Genomic DNA, 14,780 nt, shown 5'->3' with positions numbered 1-14,780 from the left:
CCGTCACTCCGGCACAAGCGGAGGTTTCGGCGGCAAGCGCAGGGTCCGGGGCGAAGGACTCCAGCGCTCGCTGGAGTGACGAATTCGTTTGAAAGGTTCACCACGATGCGCGCCGAAGCGCAGGCTTACGCCGACAAGATCAATGGCGCGCTCGCGCTGCTCCGCCGGTTCATCGACTGGGACAAGGCGCTGCGCCGGCTCGACGAGCTCAATGCGCGCGTCGAGGATCCGACGCTGTGGGAGAATCCCAAGGCGGCGCAGGAAGTGATGCGCGAACGCCGCCGGCTCGACGAATCGATCACCGCGACGCGCGCGATCGAGCAGGAGCTGGCCGACACCGCCGAGCTGATCGAAATGGCCGAAGCCGAAGGCGACGAGGCGATGGCAGTCGAGGGCGTGGAGGGACTCGCCGCACTCGCGGCGCGCGCCGAAGAGGACAAGGTCAAGGCGCTGCTTTCGGGTGAGGCCGATGCCAACGACACCTATCTCGAAGTCCATTCGGGGGCCGGTGGCACCGAAAGCCAGGACTGGGCCGAGATGCTCCAGCGCATGTATACGCGCTGGGCCGAGCGACACCGCTTCAAGGTCGAGCTGGTTGACTATCACGCCGGCGAACAGGCCGGGATCAAGTCGGCGACTTTGCTGATCAAGGGCGAGAACGCCTATGGCTATGCCAAGACCGAGAGCGGCGTGCATCGTCTGGTCCGCATCAGCCCCTATGATTCGTCGGCGCGGCGCCACACCAGCTTCTCGTCGGTGTGGGTCTATCCGGTGATCGACGATTCAATCGAGATCGAGATCAACGAGAGCGATCTCAAGATCGATACCTATCGCGCATCGGGCGCAGGCGGACAGCACGTCAACACCACCGATTCGGCGGTGCGAATCACCCACGTACCCAGCGGCATCATCGTCGCCAGCCAGCAGGACCGGTCGCAGCACAAGAACCGCGCGACCGCGATGGGGATGCTTAAGGCACGCATGTACGAAGCCGAACTGGCGAAGCGCGAGGCGGCGGCGATGGGCACCTATTCGGCCAAGACCGAGATCGGCTGGGGCCACCAGATCCGTTCCTATGTCCTCCAGCCCTATCAGCTGGTGAAGGACCTGCGCACAGGCACCACTTCCACTGCGCCCGCAGATGTGCTCGACGGAGCACTCGACCCGTTCATGGCAGCTGCGCTATCACAGCGCGTGACCGGCGAAACGGTCGAGGTGGAGGACGTGGATTGAGGCCAAAGGGCGCCTCGCTGCTGATGCTGGGTGCCCTTGCGATCGCGGGGTGCGACGCCACCGAGCCGCGCCCGGCGCCCAAACCCGAAGCTGAGCAGGAACTTCACTTCCCCGCCGCCGACCGCCCGGTCGCGACGATCGTCTCAGCACGCTGGTCGACCGAGGAGGCACGCGACCGGCTCAATGAAGCCGATGCGGTGATGGACCTCGCGCAGATCAAGCCCGGCACCACCGTCGCCGATATCGGCGCGGGTGAGGGCTATTACACCATCCGCCTGTCGGCGCGCGTCGGTAAGCGCGGTCGCGTGCTGGCGCAGGACATCATCCCCGGGGTGCGCGACGCGCTCGCCCAGCGCGTATCGCGCGAACGGCTCGACAATGTCAGCGTTCGGCTGGGCGAGCCCGAAGATCCCAAGCTTCCCGAGAACAGCTTCGACCGCATCCTGATGGTACACATGTATCATGAGGTCGAGGACCCGTATGAGTTTCTCTGGCGCATGCGCCCCTCGCTGCGGCCCGACGGGCTGGTCGTCGTGGTCGATGCCGATCGCGAGACGCAGAATCACGGCACCCCGCCCGAACTGCTCAAATGCGAATTCGCCGCGGTCGGCTACAAGCTGGTAACGATGCGCGACATGCCTTCGGCTGGCGGTTATTTCGCGACATTCAAGGCCGAAGGCCCGCGCCCGGAACCCGAAGCGATCCGCGCCTGCCGCTTCAAGCCTTCGCCTAAGAAGGGCAGCACGCCCGCGCCCAAATCGACCACCGACGAGTAGCAGCTAGAGAAGCCCCGCGGCGCGGAAACTCCATGCCCCGCCCGCGCCCACCACGAGATGTTCGTGCAATCGCACACCGAAGGTGCGCAGCGCATCCGCCAGCCGCCGGGTCGCTTCACGATCGGCACGGCTCGGCCAGGCTTCGCCGCGCGGATGGTTGTGCGCCATCACTACCACTACCGCATCGAGGCTGAGCGCGTCGATCGCTACGCGTCGTACGGGGAGATCAACCGCGTCGACGGCCGCGCCGCGGGCATGACGAAGCCCCAGGACTCGCCCCGCTCGGTCACAATAGGCGAAGGCAGCGACCTCGACCTGTTCCCCGGCGACGCTGTCCGCGACGAGCTGTCCTGCCGCCGCGAACGGCGTGCCGGGGGATGGGAGAGACGCTTGCAACGTCATGACGCTATCGTTCCGAAAAGCGCCGAACCCGTCGAGCCGAAGTGCGTCCGGGATGGAGCGGCTTTGCGCCATATCGGATGAAGGACGATCCACAGCTTCGCGGACGGGCGCGCTTGGCGCGGCATCGGCGCTCGGCTAGGCTAACCGGCGATGCGGCAATATCTCGATCTCATGGAACGGGCGCTCGCCCATGGCGCGGTGCAGATGGACCGTACCGGCGTCGGCACGCGCAGCGTGTTCGGGCACCAGATGCGCTTCGACCTGTCGCAAGGCTTCCCAGCGCTCACCACCAAGAAGCTGCATTTGCGCTCGATCATCGTCGAATTGCTGTGGTTCCTGCGCGGCGACACCAACGTCAAATGGCTCAACGACCGCAAGGTCAGCATCTGGGACGAATGGGCCGACGACAATGGCGACCTCGGCCCCGTCTATGGCAAGCAATGGCGCGACTGGCAGGCCCCCGACGGCAGCCATATCGACCAGATCAAGGAACTGATCGAGACGCTCAAGGCCAACCCCGCCTCGCGCCGGATGATCGTCTCCGCCTGGAACCCGGGCGAACTCGGCGCGATGGCGCTGGCCCCGTGCCACTGCTTGTTCCAGTGCCATGTCGCCAACGGCAAGCTGTCGCTCCAGCTCTACCAGCGTTCGGCCGACATCTTCCTCGGTGTACCGTTCAATATCGCGAGCTACGCGCTGCTCACGCACATGCTCGCGCAGCAATGCGATCTCGAGCCGGGCGAGTTCATCTGGACCGGCGGCGACTGCCACCTCTATTCCAACCACCTCGAACAGGCCGAACTGCAGCTCTCCCGCGCGCCCGGACCGCTGCCGCGGCTGGAAATCCTGCGCAAGCCAGCCTCGATCGACGCGTATGAGTATGAGGATTTCGTCCTCCACGACTATGTCGCGCAGCCGCACATCAAGGCCGAGGTCGCGGTCTGATCAGCTTCCATCTCGCGCGGGCCGATAACGGCGTGATCGGGGTAGACGGACAGCTGCCCTGGCGCCTGCCCGCCGACCTCAAACGCTTCAAGGCGCAGACCATGGGCAAGCCCATGATCATGGGCCGCAAGACGTTCGAGAGCTTCCCCAGCCCCCTGCCCGGCCGCCGCCATATCGTGCTGACACGCGATCCGTCCTGGCGGCGTGAAGGCGCCGAGGTTGCCTCCTCGGTCGAGGAAGCACTGAACCTTGCGGACGCGGGCGACATCGCGGTGATCGGCGGCGCGGAAATCTTCGCGCTGTTTCTGGACCGAGCCGAGCGGATCGAGCTCACCGAAGTCCATCTGTCGCCCGATGGCGACGCCACGGTCCCGCCCTTCGGCCCCGAATGGCGCGAGATCGCGCGCGAGGCGCACCCCGCGGACGGCGACCGCCCCGCCCACAGCTTCGTCACGCTGGAGCGCCTGACCTAAACGTCAACCAGGGCTTGTTCCGGAGCCCGTGCTGCCGCACCATCCCGTCAGCGAAACGAATCCGGCATAGCGGCGGGAAGGAATGCGATGCGGAAATGGATTTTCTCGGCGCTCGTTCTTTTGGCGATCGCTGCCCCCGTCTTCTTCGTGCTTGCGCCGGGTATCGTCGAGAAGGGCATGAACAAGGTCGTCGCGACCAAGCTCCCCATCGTCACGCCCGAAACGCGCAAGCTCCACGCCGGTCTGCAGATCGCCGACCTGCATGAAGATACCTTGCTGTGGAAACGAAGCCTCAACGAGCGGTCGGACCGCGGGCAGGTCGACCTGCCGCGGCTGATCGAGGGCAATGTCGCGCTGCAGGTCTTCTCGTCGGTCAGCAAGACGCCCAAGAACCAGAATTACGACTTCAATAGCGCCGACAGCGACAATATCACGCTGCTGACCTTCGCCCAGCTCCAGCCGCCGCGGACCTGGAGCTCGCTGCTCGAGCGCTCGCTGTTCCACGCGCAGAAGCTCGAGCGCGCCGCCGCGGCGTCCGGCGGCAAGCTGCGCGTGATCCGGACCACAGCGGACCTCGACGCCCTGCTCGCCGAACGCGCGCGGGGCGCCAAGACCGTCGGCGGTCTGCTCTCGATCGAGGGGCTGCAGAACATGCAGGGTAAGCTCAGCAATATCGACCGACTGCATGCCGCGGGTTTCCGCATGGCGGGCCTCACCCATTTCTTCGACAACGAGCTTGGCGGATCGATGCACGGGATCGCCAAGGGCGGCCTGACCCCGCTCGGCCGCGCGACCGTCCGCCGCATGGAAGAACTCGGCATGGTCGTCGACATCGCGCATGCCAGCCACAGGACGGTCGCCGAGATCCTCGCCATGGCGAAACGCCCCGTCGTCTCGAGCCATGGCGGCGTGCAGGCGGTGTGCAAGGTCAACCGCAACCTGTCCGACGCGGAGATCCGCGGCGTGGCGAAGACCGGCGGCGTGATCGGCATCGGGTACTGGGACGCCGCGATCTGCGGCACCGAACCGGAAAAGGTCGCCGCGGCGATCGCGCATGTCCGCGATCTGGTGGGAATCGACCATGTTGGGCTCGGCTCCGACTTTGACGGCGCGGTGACCACCGGTTTCGATACCGCCCAGCTGGTGTTCGTGACTCAGGCACTGGTCGACCGCGGCTTCACGCCGGAAGACATCCACAAGGTGATGGGCGGCAACGTACTGCGGCTGCTGCGCACGGGGATCGCCCCTGCCCGGTGAACAGGCGAGTGAGTTGGCACCGGAGAAAGCCGTCTCTATAGGCGCGCGCATGGAGCGGCTGGACGGAGCGGCTTCGGTTCCGGCGCATCTTCGCGGCGGGATCGTCGCGCTGGGCAATTTCGACGGGTTTCACCGGGGACACCAGGCGGTGGTGGGCCGCGCGATCGAACGCGCCCGCGCCGAGGGCAGGCCGGCGATCGTCGCCACCTTCGACCCCCATCCGATGCGCTTCTTCCGGCCGGACACCGTGCCCTTCCGCTTGACGACGCTCGACCAGCGCCAGCGGCTGTTCGCGGAAGCAGGCGCCGACGCGATGCTCGTCTTCGGCTTCGATGCCGCGCTCGCCGGCCTGCCCGCCCGCGCCTTTGCCGAACAGCGGCTGGTCGGACTGATCGGCGCAGGCGGGGTCGTCACCGGCGCCGACTTCACCTTCGGCAAGGGCCGGGACGGCGATGTTCCGGTGCTGCGCGCGCTGGGCGAGGAACTGGGATTCAGCGTCGATACCATCGCCCCGGTCGCGGAGTCGGGCGAAACCATCTCCTCCAGCCTGATCCGCGAGGCGCTTCAGGCGGGGAAACCGCGCGAGGCCGCCGCGCTGCTTACCCGCCCGTTCGCAATCGAGGGTGTCGTAGAATCGGGCGCAAGGCTTGGGCGCCAGCTCGGCTTTCCCACCGCGAACCTCCAGCTCGGCAATTATCTGCGCCCGCGCTACGGCATCTATGCGGTGCGCGGGCACCTGCCGGATGGCCGCGTGCTGGACGGTGCCGCTAATCTTGGCATCCGCCCGAGCTTTGATCCGCCGGTCGAGCTGCTCGAGCCCTATTTCTTCGATTTCTCGGGCGACCTCTACGGCCAGACCATCGAGGTCAAGCTGATCGAGTTCATTCGCGACGAGGCGAAGTTCGATTCGCTCGATGCGCTCAAGGCCCAGATCGCCGCGGATTGCGAAGCGGCGCGGGCCGCGCTGCGAATTAGCTAGCCCCTCCCGGCCGCGGGAGGGGCATCACGCTTTCACCTTCCCACGCTTTCCTCTAATCGGCCGAGACGCATGACCGAAAACACTGACTCGCAGCGCGACTGGCGCGACACCGTCTTCCTTCCGAAGACCGATTTCCCGATGAAGGCAGGCCTTGCCGCCAAGGAGCCCGCGATCCTCGAGCGCTGGGCACGTATCGGCGTGTACGACCGGCTGCGCGAGCAGCGGAAGGGGCGCGAGCGCTTCATCCTTCACGATGGCCCGCCCTACGCCAATGGCGACCTGCATATGGGTCACGCTATGAACAAGATCCTCAAGGACATCGTGGTCCGCAGCCAGAGCCTGCTGGGCAAGGACGCGCCCTATGTGCCCGGCTGGGACTGCCATGGCCTGCCGATCGAGTGGAAGATCGAGGAAGCGTACCGCGCCAAGAAGCTCAACAAGGACGAGGTTCCCCCGGCCGAGTTCCGCGCCGAATGCCGCGCCTATGCCGCGAAGTGGGTCGATATCCAGCGCGAGCAGTTCAAGCGGCTGGGCGTCACCGGCGACTGGGACGATCCCTATCTCACCATGAAGTTCGACGCCGAGGCGACGATCGCGGGCGAGCTGCTCAAGTTCGCGACCAGCGGCCAGCTCTATCGCGGTGCCAAGCCGGTGATGTGGTCCCCGGTCGAGAAGACCGCGCTGGCCGAGGCCGAGGTCGAATATGAGGACGTCGTCTCCACCCAGATCGACGTCGCGTTCGAGATCGTCGACAGCCCTATTCCAGAGCTTGTTGGCACATATGCAGTGATCTGGACGACCACGCCGTGGACGATCCCGGTGAACCAGGCTTTAGCCTACGGACCGGATATTTGGTACGATACTGCCGTCGTCGAGCGTCCGGGACACGCCGACCTTAAGCTCTTGATAGCGCGTGAGCTGTTGCCATCAGTGAAGGCCAGACTCGCGGCTGCGTTTGGCCCGGATGCAACTTGGAAGATGCTGCTTAAAGGCGGCTATCAAGGTCGAAGCCTCGCCGGCGCTGTCGCCCGCCACCCGATGCACCACCTCGGCGGCTTCTTCGCCAAGCCCCGCCCCTTCCTGCCCGGCGACTTCGTCACCACCGATGCGGGTACCGGCCTGGTCCATATGGCACCCGATCACGGCGAGGACGATTTCGAGCTGTGCAAGGCGCATGGCATCGACCCGGTGTTCGCGGTCGATGGCGCGGGCATGTACCGCGCCGACTGGGCGTGGCTCGGCGGTCAGGGGTCGGTGATCAACAAGAAGTTTGTCGCCAGCGACGGGCCGATCTGCACCGATCTGCGTGAGGCGGGCGCATTGCTCGCCGCGACCGACGATTTCGCGCACAGCTATCCGCACTCGTGGCGCTCCAAGGCCAAGATCATCTTCCGCGCCACCCCGCAATGGTTCATCCCGATGGACGGCAAGCGTGGCGCCGATGGCCGTACCGCGGGCGCGGCTGCGGACGAGCTGCCCGGCATGGCGCAGGCCGCGGGTTTCGCGCCGATCGTCAATCCCGGCAACGCCCCCACCCTGCGCGGCCTCGCGCTCGACGCGATCGAGCGGACGCGCTGGGTGCCCGAGCGCTCGACCAACCGCATCCGATCGATGGTCGAGGGACGCCCGGACTGGGTGATCAGCCGTCAGCGCGCCTGGGGCGTGCCGATCCCGCTCTATGTCCACCGCCAGACCGGCGATTACCTCCGCGACGAAGCGGTCAACGCCCGCATCCTCGACGCCTTCCGTCAGGGCGGCGCCGATGCATGGTTCGGCGCGGACCATCAGGCGCTGCTCGGGGCCGACTACGACCTGTCCGACTATGAGGTGGTCAACGACATCCTCGACGTGTGGTTCGACTCCGGCTCGACCCATAGCTTCGTGATCGAGGCGCGTTATGGTGAGGGTACCCGCGCCAACCTCTATCTCGAAGGCTCCGACCAGCATCGCGGCTGGTTCCAGTCGTCGCTGCTCGAAAGCTGCGGCACGCGCGGTCGCGCGCCCTATGACGCGGTGCTGACGCATGGCTTCGCGCTCGACGGGCAGGGCCGCAAAATGTCCAAGAGCCTCGGCAACGTCGTCGATCCATTGAAGGTCATCAACGAGAGCGGCGCGGACATCCTGCGCCTGTGGGTCGCGCAGACCGACTATTTCGACGATGTCCGCATCGGCAAGGAAGTGCTGGGCGGTACCGGCGATGCGTATCGGAAGATCCGCAACACCTTCCGCTACCTGCTCGGCGCGCTCGACGGGTTCAGCGATGCCGAGAAGGTGGACGTCAAGGCGATGCCCGAGCTGGAGCTGTATGTGCTCCACAAGCTCGGCGCGCTCGATGTCGAGCTGCGCTCAGCAGCAGAAGCGTATGAGTTCAACCGCTACGCCCGCGCTTTGTCGGACTTCATGAACGAGGACCTGTCGGCCTTCTTCTTCGATATCCGCAAGGACTGCCTGTACTGCGACGCGGAGAGCGATCCCAAGCGCCGCGCGTACCGCACCGTGCTCGACCTGCTGTTCCACGCGCTGGTCCGCTATGCGGCACCGATCCTGGCCTTCACCGCCGAGGAAGTATGGCAGGCGCGCTATCCGAGTGAGGACGGGTCGGTCCATTTCCTCGAATGGCCCGAACTACCGGCGCTGCCCGGCGACGACGCAGTCTCGACCGAATGGGCCGATATCCGTGCGCTGCGCGAGAAGGTGACCGAGGCGATCGAGCCGTACCGGCGCGAGAAGACGATCCGGTCGAGCCTTGAGGCGCAGGTGACGGTGCCCGAGATGCTCCGCCCCGCCGCCGAACTGGCCGAGGTGTTCATTGTCGCGGAGGTAAAGCTTCAGGACGGCGAGGTGACGGTCGCGCGGACCGATCACCAGAAGTGCGGGCGCTGCTGGCGGCTGCTGCCGGAGGTTGAAGCCGAGGGCGCGCTGTGCCACCGCTGCGAACAGGTGACCTCATGAATCGCAACCATACCTTTGGCTTCGCGCTCGCCGCGCTGATTTTCGTCGCCGACCAGGCGATGAAGGCCTTCGTCGTCGAGAAACTCGGCATCGCCTATCCCGGCGCGGTAACCGAGATTCTGCCCTTTTTCGATCTGCGCTTCGTCGCCAATAATGGCGTGTCGCTGGGGCTGCTGGCCGCAGAGACCGACTGGATGCGCTGGGCGCTGGTGGTGCTGACCGGCGTGATCGCGGTTGGCGTCGGCTTCTGGATGGCGCGCGAAAAGAACCGCGGCGACATGCTGGCGCTGGCGTTCGTACTGGGCGGCGCGCTGGGCAACATCGTCGATCGCGTGCGTTTCGGCTATGTCGTCGACTATGCCGATCTGCACTTCGGCGAATGGCGCCCTTTTTTGGTCTTCAATGTCGCCGATGCTGCGATTACCATCGGCGTCGTGATCCTGCTCATCCGGGCGCTGTTCGTACGTGAAAAACCAAAGGCCGAAGCCAGTGCCGACGCTGCCCCTGTGGAGAATGCCAATGCGTAAGTCTGTCCTCATCGCCGCCGTCGGCGGATCGGCGATGCTGCTCGTTAGCTGCGGCAGCGGCGGCATGCTCAACCGCAAGCGGCCCGACGAGTTCGCCGTGGCGCGTCAGGCGCCGCTGGTGATCCCGCCCGATTTCGCGATGCGTCCGCCTCAGCCCGGCGCGCCGCGCCCGCAGGATTCGGGTGGCCCTTCGCAGCAGGCGCTTGAAGCGCTGTTCGGCACGGCACAGCGCAGTGCAGCCGAACAGACGGCGATCCAGGCGGCGGGCGGCAACAACGCCGCCGATGTCGGGGTCCGCTCCTCGGTGGGCAGCCCGGGCACCAACGTGATCGACAAGGGCAGCACCACCCGCGACATCGTCGCCGCGCCGCAGGGCGACGGCCGCGACGCGCGCACCGCGACGGGCGCCGCCCCGACTCCGGCAACGCCTGCTCCGGCGCCCAGCCCGACACCGCAGAACTGATCCTCGCCGGCGGCGACGCCGGTCGGGTCAAACAGAAAAGGGCCGCGGAACAGTTCCGCGGCCCTTTCTTTTTGCCCGAATCGGCGAGCGCCTAGAAGGCGGCGCCTAGCGAGAAGAGGACCGCGCCGTCAGCGCCGACCGTTTCCTTGTAGCCGCCGAGCCGCGGCGCGTCGGTGTTGACGTAGGAGATCCCGAAGGTCAGCATTTTCCACGTTGCTTCCACGCCCACCGAATAGTCGAATACGTCGCCGTCCAGACCGCCGAGGAAGCTGTCGCTCTTGGAGTAGCCGAGATGGCCCTTGAGCTTGAACGGGGTCGTGGGGATTCCGACGCCGACATCGCCCGACAGATAGACCGCACTGTTACCGCCCAGCGAATCCTGTCCGCCCGGCGCCCATGCGGCCATGCCCTTGATCGTCGCCGGACCGATCGTACCTGTCATCGCGAAATAGGGCTCGATCACGGTGGTGTTGGATGAGCCGGGATAGAGATACAGCGTCGCGCCGACATCGGCGGTCAGGCCCGACGAGACTTCTTTGGCAAAGCCCGCGATCACGTCGATCTCGGTGCCGTTGTTGAAGCCGATGCTCGATCCCCAGGTGCCGAGATAGAGGCCACTCTCATGGGTAACGGTGAAGCCACCCTGGATCGCGGCTTCCTCGTTTGACTGCGAGAAGCCGCGGAAGCGATAGTCGCTGACCACGGTGGCGCTACCGGTGATGGTGAACGCGGCGGGCGCGTCGGTCTCATCCTGCGCGAAGGCAGGAGTCGCGGTGACCGCCAGCAGCAATGCGCCGGAAATGGCTCTGGTGAAATTCATGGGATCCCTTTCGTCTAAATGCGAGTGGTCCCAACCTGCAGCAACCGGGACGCCGCTGTTGGCTCAGGGCGTTCGCCCCGGCGCGGCTATTTCCGTTTGCTGTCGCATATGTGCCGCATCACGCTGCGCTGCACAATCGCCTTTCGTCCAACCGTAGCAATTGCGCCGCCGCTGTGGCGGCGGCGCAACAACATGGTCACGCTTGTGACGAATCAGCGAACCGCAACGATCGCGTCAACCTCGACAGCAGCGCCACGGGGCAATGCCGCGACGCCCACCGCGGCGCGGGCGTGACGCCCGGCTTCGCCGAACAGCTTCTCCATCAGTTCCGACGCGCCGTTGCCGACCTGAGGCTGCTCGGTGAAGCTCGGCGCCGAATTGACGAACACGCCGAGCTTGACGATCCGCTCGACGCGGTCGAACCCGCCCAGCGCCTTACCAATCTGCGCGACGAGCATCAGCGCGCAGCGCTCGGCTGCTTCCTGCCCATAGGCAACATCGCGATCCTCGCCGAGGCGGCCGGTCATCACCGCGCCGTCCTTGAAGGGAAGCTGGCCAGAGATATGAAGCAGGCCGCTCGCCAGTACGGCGGGCACATAGGCCGCGACCGGGGCGGCGGCCTCGGGCAGGGTCAGGCCGAGTTCGGCAAGCTTGGCGTTTACGTCGGTCATTTAGAGTCTCCCAGGGTTGCGAGTTCGGTTGCCGGCTGGCCGGCGGAAAAGCGGGCAGAAATCCAGCGCTGAGCTTCGCACCAGTCATCGATCCGAGCATGGGCGTGCGGGGCAGCGGGCACGAACGACGCCATCGCCGGTTCGGACACCATGTGCAGTCGAAAAACATACGGCGCAGCGCGGGCAACCGATTCATGGTGCTGGGCCAGATCGTCAACGAACACTGTGACGCTTGCGCCATGTTCCTCGACCAGTTGCGCCACGGGACGGCCCTTGCCGCCCTGATTGCATTCCACGCGATGGACGATGCCATGCATGTCGAGCTGCGCGATACGCGGTTCGCGACAATGATCCTTGAGATTGGTGAGGATGACGATGTCCGCAACCTCGCTCAGCGCGGCGAGCGCCTCACGCGCGTGCGGCACCAGCGTCTGCCGCGCCATCTCACCCGGAAAGAAGCCGTCGAGATAGCCCCACATCGCCTCGGGCGTCAGTTCGGCGCCATCACGCCGCTTCATCGCGTTGGCCCAGTCATGGTTGGCTACGTCGAAATCGACGTCGTGCGCCTCGTCGAGCCACACGCTGAAATGCCGCACCATGTGCAGCAGCACCTCGTCGCAGTCGCAGATCAGTAGCGGCTTCATGTCATCTCCAGCTTCGCGCGCGCCGCAACCAGCGCCGCCGGTTGCGAATCGATCGCTTCGGCGCAGGCAATCAGATCGGGTTCGTAAGCCTCAAGGAATCCCAGCACCGCCGCCAGCACCGAAGGTTCGCCCACCCTTGCGCGCAGATCAGCGGGGGCAAGGCCCGTCATGTCGAGCAACCGGTGCGCGCGGTTGACGTCGGACACCGTCCAGCCAAGCGCGGCCAGCGCGAGTGCGGTTGCGTCCTCATTTGTCTCGCCAGCGCGCATCGCCTAGAGCTTGCCCAACCTCTTCATGGATAAGGTGCGCGTGGCAAAAAGGGTGCTGGTTGTCGAGGACAACGAACTCAACCTCAAACTTTTCTGCGATCTGCTGCGCGCGCACGGCTTCGAAACATCGCCGGTGCGTGACGGGCGCGAAGCGGTGGCGACCGCGCGCGCGTTCAATCCGGATCTGGTAGTGATGGATATCCAGCTGCCGCACATCTCCGGCATCGACATCATCGGACGGATGCGGGGAGACCCGGTGCTCAAGAACATCCCGGTGATGGCGGTGACCGCTTACGCCGGTCAGGAGGACGAGGCGCGGATTCGCGCGGCAGGCGCCAACGCCTATGTCACCAAGCCGATCTCGGTGATGCGCTTCGTCGAAGAGGTGCAGGCGCTGCTGTGAACGACAGCGCCTGAAACGCGAAAGGCCGCATGGCGAATCGCCTGCGGCCCTGAATCCCGGATCGAGTCCGGGATGACGCGCAGCGGCTTACGCCGCTGCTTGCATCACTTGATCTTCGCTTCCTTGAACTCGACATGCTTGCGCACGACGGGATCGTACTTCCGGAAGCTCAGCTTCTCGGTCTGGGTACGCGGGTTCTTCTTGGTGACATAGAAGAAGCCAGTGTCAGCCGTGCTGACGAGCTTGATCTTTACGGTTGTCGGCTTGGCCATCGCCCAAATCCTGCAGTCTGTTTCAAAATAATAAAGCGGCCGCGCGCTGGCAGGCCGCTGTCAGGGGTGGGCGCATGGCCTGACGGGCGCGCAATGTCAAGCGCGAGGTCGGGATTCAAGCTGATTAGCGACCCGTTAACCATGCTTGATGCACCCTCTGTCCGTGACGATCGCAGGGGGAGATCCGCGATGACCGATGCACGCAACTGGGTACTGGCCGACGAGCTTGGCCAGCGAATCGATTCGATCGGCGCGCGCGCGGCGCGGGCCGCCACCTCCGAACTTGCCGCGGATCTCGACGCGATCCGCCGAATCGCGCTCGCCAACGGGATCACCCCTGCGCTTCCCGTCGTCCATGCACTCGAATCGGCGCTCGCCGCGGGCCAGCGCGGACCGATGATCGCCGATGGCCTTGCGCTGCTGCGTGACGCCGTGAACTGCGGGCGCGACGATCCGCGCACGGGCGCCGCCTTCGCCGCCGCGTGTGCGATTCGCCTTGGTGCGTGATTTGATGCACCGGGTCTGATGGATTCGCTGGTCCCCGCCTTTATCGCCGTGCTGCTGGCTCAGGCGGGAGACCGGTCGCCGTGGCTGGTCGCGATCCTCGCCGACCGGTTCGGCAAGCCCTTCACGGTCGCAATCATGGCGATCATTGCCCATGCAGCGGGCAATGCCGTGGCTGCCACGGGGGGTATGCTGATCGCACCGATGCTTACCCCCAACGCCCGGCAGCTCCTGCTTGCGCTGGCGCTGGTCTTCGCCGCGATGGGTGCTCTGTGGCGGCTCAAGCCCCCCGACCGGCTGGAGGGATGGAAGCTCGGCGCGTTCGCGACGCCGCTATTGGGCGTGTTCATCCTTGCGGCGGGCGATACGACGCAATTCTTCACCTTCGCATTCGCGGCGCAGGAGCCGGCGCCGGTGGTGGTGGTCGTTGGCGCCACGGTGGCTGTGGCGGTCGTGAACACCGCGGCGGCGCTGATGGGCGAGAAGGCGTGGCGCAAGCTGCCGATCGGTCCGTACAGGATCGGGTTCGGGCTGGTTTGCCTTGTCGCAGGCGCGATCCTTGCCGCCGGAGCGCTGCGGCTGATCTAGCCGCTCGATTGCACTGATCGCACTTTCCGCAGCGCAGCGACGGACCCTATATGGCAAGGGATCGTTTCATTGCCGACTCAACCGATCAGGAGCGAATCATGGCCGACCCCAACGCCGCGCTGAAGACCCCGACCGACCTCAACCGCAACGACACCAAGACCGTGGCGCAGGCGCTGAACGGCATCCTGGCGGACAGCTTCGCGCTGTACTTCAAGACCAAGAATTTCCACTGGCACGTCTCCGGCCCGCATTTCCGCGACTATCACCTGATGCTCGACGATCAGGCTGCGCAGATCCTCGCCACCACCGACGTGATCGCCGAGCGCGTGCGCAAGACCGGCAACGCCACATTGCGCTCGGTCGGCGACATTTCGCGCCACCAGTCCATCGAGGATAACGACAAGGACTTCGTCGCCCCCGAGGCAATGCTGGCCGAGCTGCGCGAGGATAATCTCAAGCTGATCGCACTGCTGCGCGAGGCCAAGGACATCGTCGACGAAGCGAAGGACAACGCCACCAGCGGTATCCTCGACGAATGGACCGATCAGGCAGAGGAGCGCGCCTGGTTCCTGTTCGAGACCACCCGGAAGGGCTGAAGCCGG

General features: G+C 65.6%; 19 protein-coding genes. 13 read left to right on the top strand and 6 right to left on the bottom strand.

Annotated features, from left to right (window positions below):
• Window positions 1-105 precede the first annotated feature (105 nt).
• Together prfB and AC07NK_RS04670 are read left to right on the top strand one after the other, a co-directional pair.
• On the top strand, window positions 106-1,233 hold the full coding sequence (gene prfB / locus AC07NK_RS04675) for a peptide chain release factor 2 (RefSeq protein WP_495169389.1): 1,128 nt from the start codon (window positions 106-108) through the stop codon (window positions 1,231-1,233).
• A 23-nt stretch (window positions 1,234-1,256) separates the two neighbouring features.
• On the top strand, window positions 1,257-2,009 hold the full coding sequence (locus AC07NK_RS04670; protein WP_495169637.1) for a class I SAM-dependent methyltransferase: 753 nt from the start codon (window positions 1,257-1,259) through the stop codon (window positions 2,007-2,009).
• 3 nt (window positions 2,010-2,012) lie between these two features.
• Here the strand turns inward: AC07NK_RS04670 and AC07NK_RS04665 are convergent, their stop codons facing one another.
• Window positions 2,013-2,411, bottom strand: a complete 399-nt coding sequence (locus AC07NK_RS04665; RefSeq protein ID WP_495169388.1) for a JAB domain-containing protein — start codon at window positions 2,409-2,411, stop codon at window positions 2,013-2,015.
• 150 nt (window positions 2,412-2,561) lie between these two features.
• On the opposite strand from AC07NK_RS04665, the gene AC07NK_RS04660 reads away from it, so the two are divergent.
• The 7 genes from AC07NK_RS04660 to AC07NK_RS04630 all read left to right on the top strand — a co-directional run bounded on the left by AC07NK_RS04660 (window position 2,562) and on the right by AC07NK_RS04630 (window position 10,007).
• Window positions 2,562-3,356 (top strand): thymidylate synthase, encoded by a 795-nt coding sequence (locus AC07NK_RS04660; RefSeq protein WP_495169387.1) that lies wholly within the window; start codon window positions 2,562-2,564, stop codon window positions 3,354-3,356.
• The gene (locus AC07NK_RS04655) at window positions 3,353-3,829 is read left to right on the top strand and encodes a dihydrofolate reductase (RefSeq protein ID WP_495169636.1); all 477 of its coding nucleotides are present in this window, start codon (window positions 3,353-3,355) and stop codon (window positions 3,827-3,829) included. Before AC07NK_RS04660 ends, AC07NK_RS04655 begins: the two co-directional genes overlap by 4 nt.
• Window positions 3,830-3,916: 87 nt before the next feature.
• Window positions 3,917-5,086, top strand: coding sequence for a dipeptidase (locus tag AC07NK_RS04650; protein ID WP_495169386.1), 1,170 nt, complete (start codon window positions 3,917-3,919; stop codon window positions 5,084-5,086).
• A gap of 49 nt (window positions 5,087-5,135) precedes the next feature.
• Entirely contained in the window at window positions 5,136-6,065 is a 930-nt protein-coding gene (locus AC07NK_RS04645) for a bifunctional riboflavin kinase/FAD synthetase (protein ID WP_495169385.1), read from the top strand.
• 69 nt (window positions 6,066-6,134) lie between these two features.
• Window positions 6,135-9,017 carry an isoleucine--tRNA ligase gene (gene ileS / locus AC07NK_RS04640; protein WP_495169384.1) on the top strand — a complete coding sequence of 961 codons (2,883 nt, stop codon included), beginning with the start codon at window positions 6,135-6,137 and terminating at the stop codon, window positions 9,015-9,017.
• Window positions 9,014-9,544 (top strand): signal peptidase II, encoded by a 531-nt coding sequence (gene lspA / locus AC07NK_RS04635; protein WP_495169383.1) that lies wholly within the window; start codon window positions 9,014-9,016, stop codon window positions 9,542-9,544. The genes ileS and lspA overlap by 4 nt, the downstream gene beginning before the upstream one ends.
• On the top strand, window positions 9,537-10,007 hold the full coding sequence (locus tag AC07NK_RS04630; RefSeq protein ID WP_495169382.1) for a DUF3035 domain-containing protein: 471 nt from the start codon (window positions 9,537-9,539) through the stop codon (window positions 10,005-10,007). Before lspA ends, AC07NK_RS04630 begins: the two co-directional genes overlap by 8 nt.
• Window positions 10,008-10,098: 91 nt before the next feature.
• On the opposite strand, the gene AC07NK_RS04625 is transcribed toward AC07NK_RS04630, so the two are convergent.
• From AC07NK_RS04625 to AC07NK_RS04610, 4 genes are all read right to left on the bottom strand, one after another.
• Window positions 10,099-10,827: a TorF family putative porin gene (locus AC07NK_RS04625; RefSeq protein ID WP_495169381.1), complete on the bottom strand. Its 729-nt coding sequence runs from the start codon at window positions 10,825-10,827 to the stop codon at window positions 10,099-10,101.
• A 212-nt stretch (window positions 10,828-11,039) separates the two neighbouring features.
• Window positions 11,040-11,498, bottom strand: coding sequence for a RidA family protein (locus AC07NK_RS04620; RefSeq protein ID WP_495169380.1), 459 nt, complete (start codon window positions 11,496-11,498; stop codon window positions 11,040-11,042).
• Window positions 11,495-12,142, bottom strand: a complete 648-nt coding sequence (locus AC07NK_RS04615) for an HAD family hydrolase (protein WP_495169379.1) — start codon at window positions 12,140-12,142, stop codon at window positions 11,495-11,497. Before AC07NK_RS04615 ends, AC07NK_RS04620 begins: the two co-directional genes overlap by 4 nt.
• A complete protein-coding gene (locus AC07NK_RS04610) occupies window positions 12,139-12,411 on the bottom strand; it encodes a DUF3572 family protein (protein WP_495169378.1) in 273 nt (90 codons plus the stop codon). The genes AC07NK_RS04615 and AC07NK_RS04610 overlap by 4 nt, the downstream gene beginning before the upstream one ends.
• A gap of 40 nt (window positions 12,412-12,451) precedes the next feature.
• On the opposite strand from AC07NK_RS04610, the gene AC07NK_RS04605 reads away from it, so the two are divergent.
• Window positions 12,452-12,814, top strand: a complete 363-nt coding sequence (locus tag AC07NK_RS04605; RefSeq protein WP_495169635.1) for a response regulator — start codon at window positions 12,452-12,454, stop codon at window positions 12,812-12,814.
• A gap of 104 nt (window positions 12,815-12,918) precedes the next feature.
• Here AC07NK_RS04605 and rpmG read toward each other — a convergent pair whose 3' ends face one another.
• Window positions 12,919-13,086 carry a 50S ribosomal protein L33 gene (rpmG, locus tag AC07NK_RS04600; protein ID WP_066571778.1) on the bottom strand — a complete coding sequence of 56 codons (168 nt, stop codon included), beginning with the start codon at window positions 13,084-13,086 and terminating at the stop codon, window positions 12,919-12,921.
• A gap of 189 nt (window positions 13,087-13,275) precedes the next feature.
• On the opposite strand from rpmG, the gene AC07NK_RS04595 reads away from it, so the two are divergent.
• The 3 genes from AC07NK_RS04595 to AC07NK_RS04585 all read left to right on the top strand — a co-directional run bounded on the left by AC07NK_RS04595 (window position 13,276) and on the right by AC07NK_RS04585 (window position 14,774).
• Window positions 13,276-13,593 (top strand): hypothetical protein, encoded by a 318-nt coding sequence (locus tag AC07NK_RS04595; protein WP_495169377.1) that lies wholly within the window; start codon window positions 13,276-13,278, stop codon window positions 13,591-13,593.
• Between the two features lie 18 nt (window positions 13,594-13,611).
• Window positions 13,612-14,178, top strand: coding sequence for a TMEM165/GDT1 family protein (locus AC07NK_RS04590; RefSeq protein ID WP_495169376.1), 567 nt, complete (start codon window positions 13,612-13,614; stop codon window positions 14,176-14,178).
• 98 nt (window positions 14,179-14,276) lie between these two features.
• Window positions 14,277-14,774: a Dps family protein gene (locus tag AC07NK_RS04585; protein ID WP_495169375.1), complete on the top strand. Its 498-nt coding sequence runs from the start codon at window positions 14,277-14,279 to the stop codon at window positions 14,772-14,774.
• The last annotated feature ends 6 nt before the right edge of the window (window positions 14,775-14,780 follow it).

It is taken from the genome of Sphingomonas sp. GW821-FHT09B04 (genome assembly GCF_059418285.1).
This window is presented reverse-complemented; position numbering and strand designations above follow the sequence as displayed.

Excerpts from the sequence above, each read along its gene's own strand:
- prfB (WP_495169389.1), top strand. The coding sequence starts at position 106 with ATGCGCGCCGAAGCGCAGGCTTACGCCGACAAGATCAATGGCGCGCTC.
- AC07NK_RS04670 (WP_495169637.1), top strand. The coding sequence starts at position 1,257 with ATGCTGGGTGCCCTTGCGATCGCGGGGTGCGACGCCACCGAGCCGCGC.
- AC07NK_RS04665 (WP_495169388.1), bottom strand. The coding sequence starts at position 2,411 with ATGACGTTGCAAGCGTCTCTCCCATCCCCCGGCACGCCGTTCGCGGCG.
- AC07NK_RS04660 (WP_495169387.1), top strand. The coding sequence starts at position 2,562 with ATGCGGCAATATCTCGATCTCATGGAACGGGCGCTCGCCCATGGCGCG.
- AC07NK_RS04650 (WP_495169386.1), top strand. The coding sequence starts at position 3,917 with ATGCGGAAATGGATTTTCTCGGCGCTCGTTCTTTTGGCGATCGCTGCC.
- AC07NK_RS04645 (WP_495169385.1), top strand. The coding sequence starts at position 5,136 with ATGGAGCGGCTGGACGGAGCGGCTTCGGTTCCGGCGCATCTTCGCGGC.
- ileS (WP_495169384.1), top strand. The coding sequence starts at position 6,135 with ATGACCGAAAACACTGACTCGCAGCGCGACTGGCGCGACACCGTCTTC.
- lspA (WP_495169383.1), top strand. The coding sequence starts at position 9,014 with ATGAATCGCAACCATACCTTTGGCTTCGCGCTCGCCGCGCTGATTTTC.
- AC07NK_RS04630 (WP_495169382.1), top strand. The coding sequence starts at position 9,537 with ATGCGTAAGTCTGTCCTCATCGCCGCCGTCGGCGGATCGGCGATGCTG.
- AC07NK_RS04625 (WP_495169381.1), bottom strand. The coding sequence starts at position 10,827 with ATGAATTTCACCAGAGCCATTTCCGGCGCATTGCTGCTGGCGGTCACC.
- AC07NK_RS04620 (WP_495169380.1), bottom strand. The coding sequence starts at position 11,498 with ATGACCGACGTAAACGCCAAGCTTGCCGAACTCGGCCTGACCCTGCCC.
- AC07NK_RS04615 (WP_495169379.1), bottom strand. The coding sequence starts at position 12,142 with ATGAAGCCGCTACTGATCTGCGACTGCGACGAGGTGCTGCTGCACATG.
- AC07NK_RS04610 (WP_495169378.1), bottom strand. The coding sequence starts at position 12,411 with ATGCGCGCTGGCGAGACAAATGAGGACGCAACCGCACTCGCGCTGGCC.
- rpmG (WP_066571778.1), bottom strand. The coding sequence starts at position 13,086 with ATGGCCAAGCCGACAACCGTAAAGATCAAGCTCGTCAGCACGGCTGAC.
- AC07NK_RS04595 (WP_495169377.1), top strand. The coding sequence starts at position 13,276 with ATGACCGATGCACGCAACTGGGTACTGGCCGACGAGCTTGGCCAGCGA.
- AC07NK_RS04590 (WP_495169376.1), top strand. The coding sequence starts at position 13,612 with ATGGATTCGCTGGTCCCCGCCTTTATCGCCGTGCTGCTGGCTCAGGCG.
- AC07NK_RS04585 (WP_495169375.1), top strand. The coding sequence starts at position 14,277 with ATGGCCGACCCCAACGCCGCGCTGAAGACCCCGACCGACCTCAACCGC.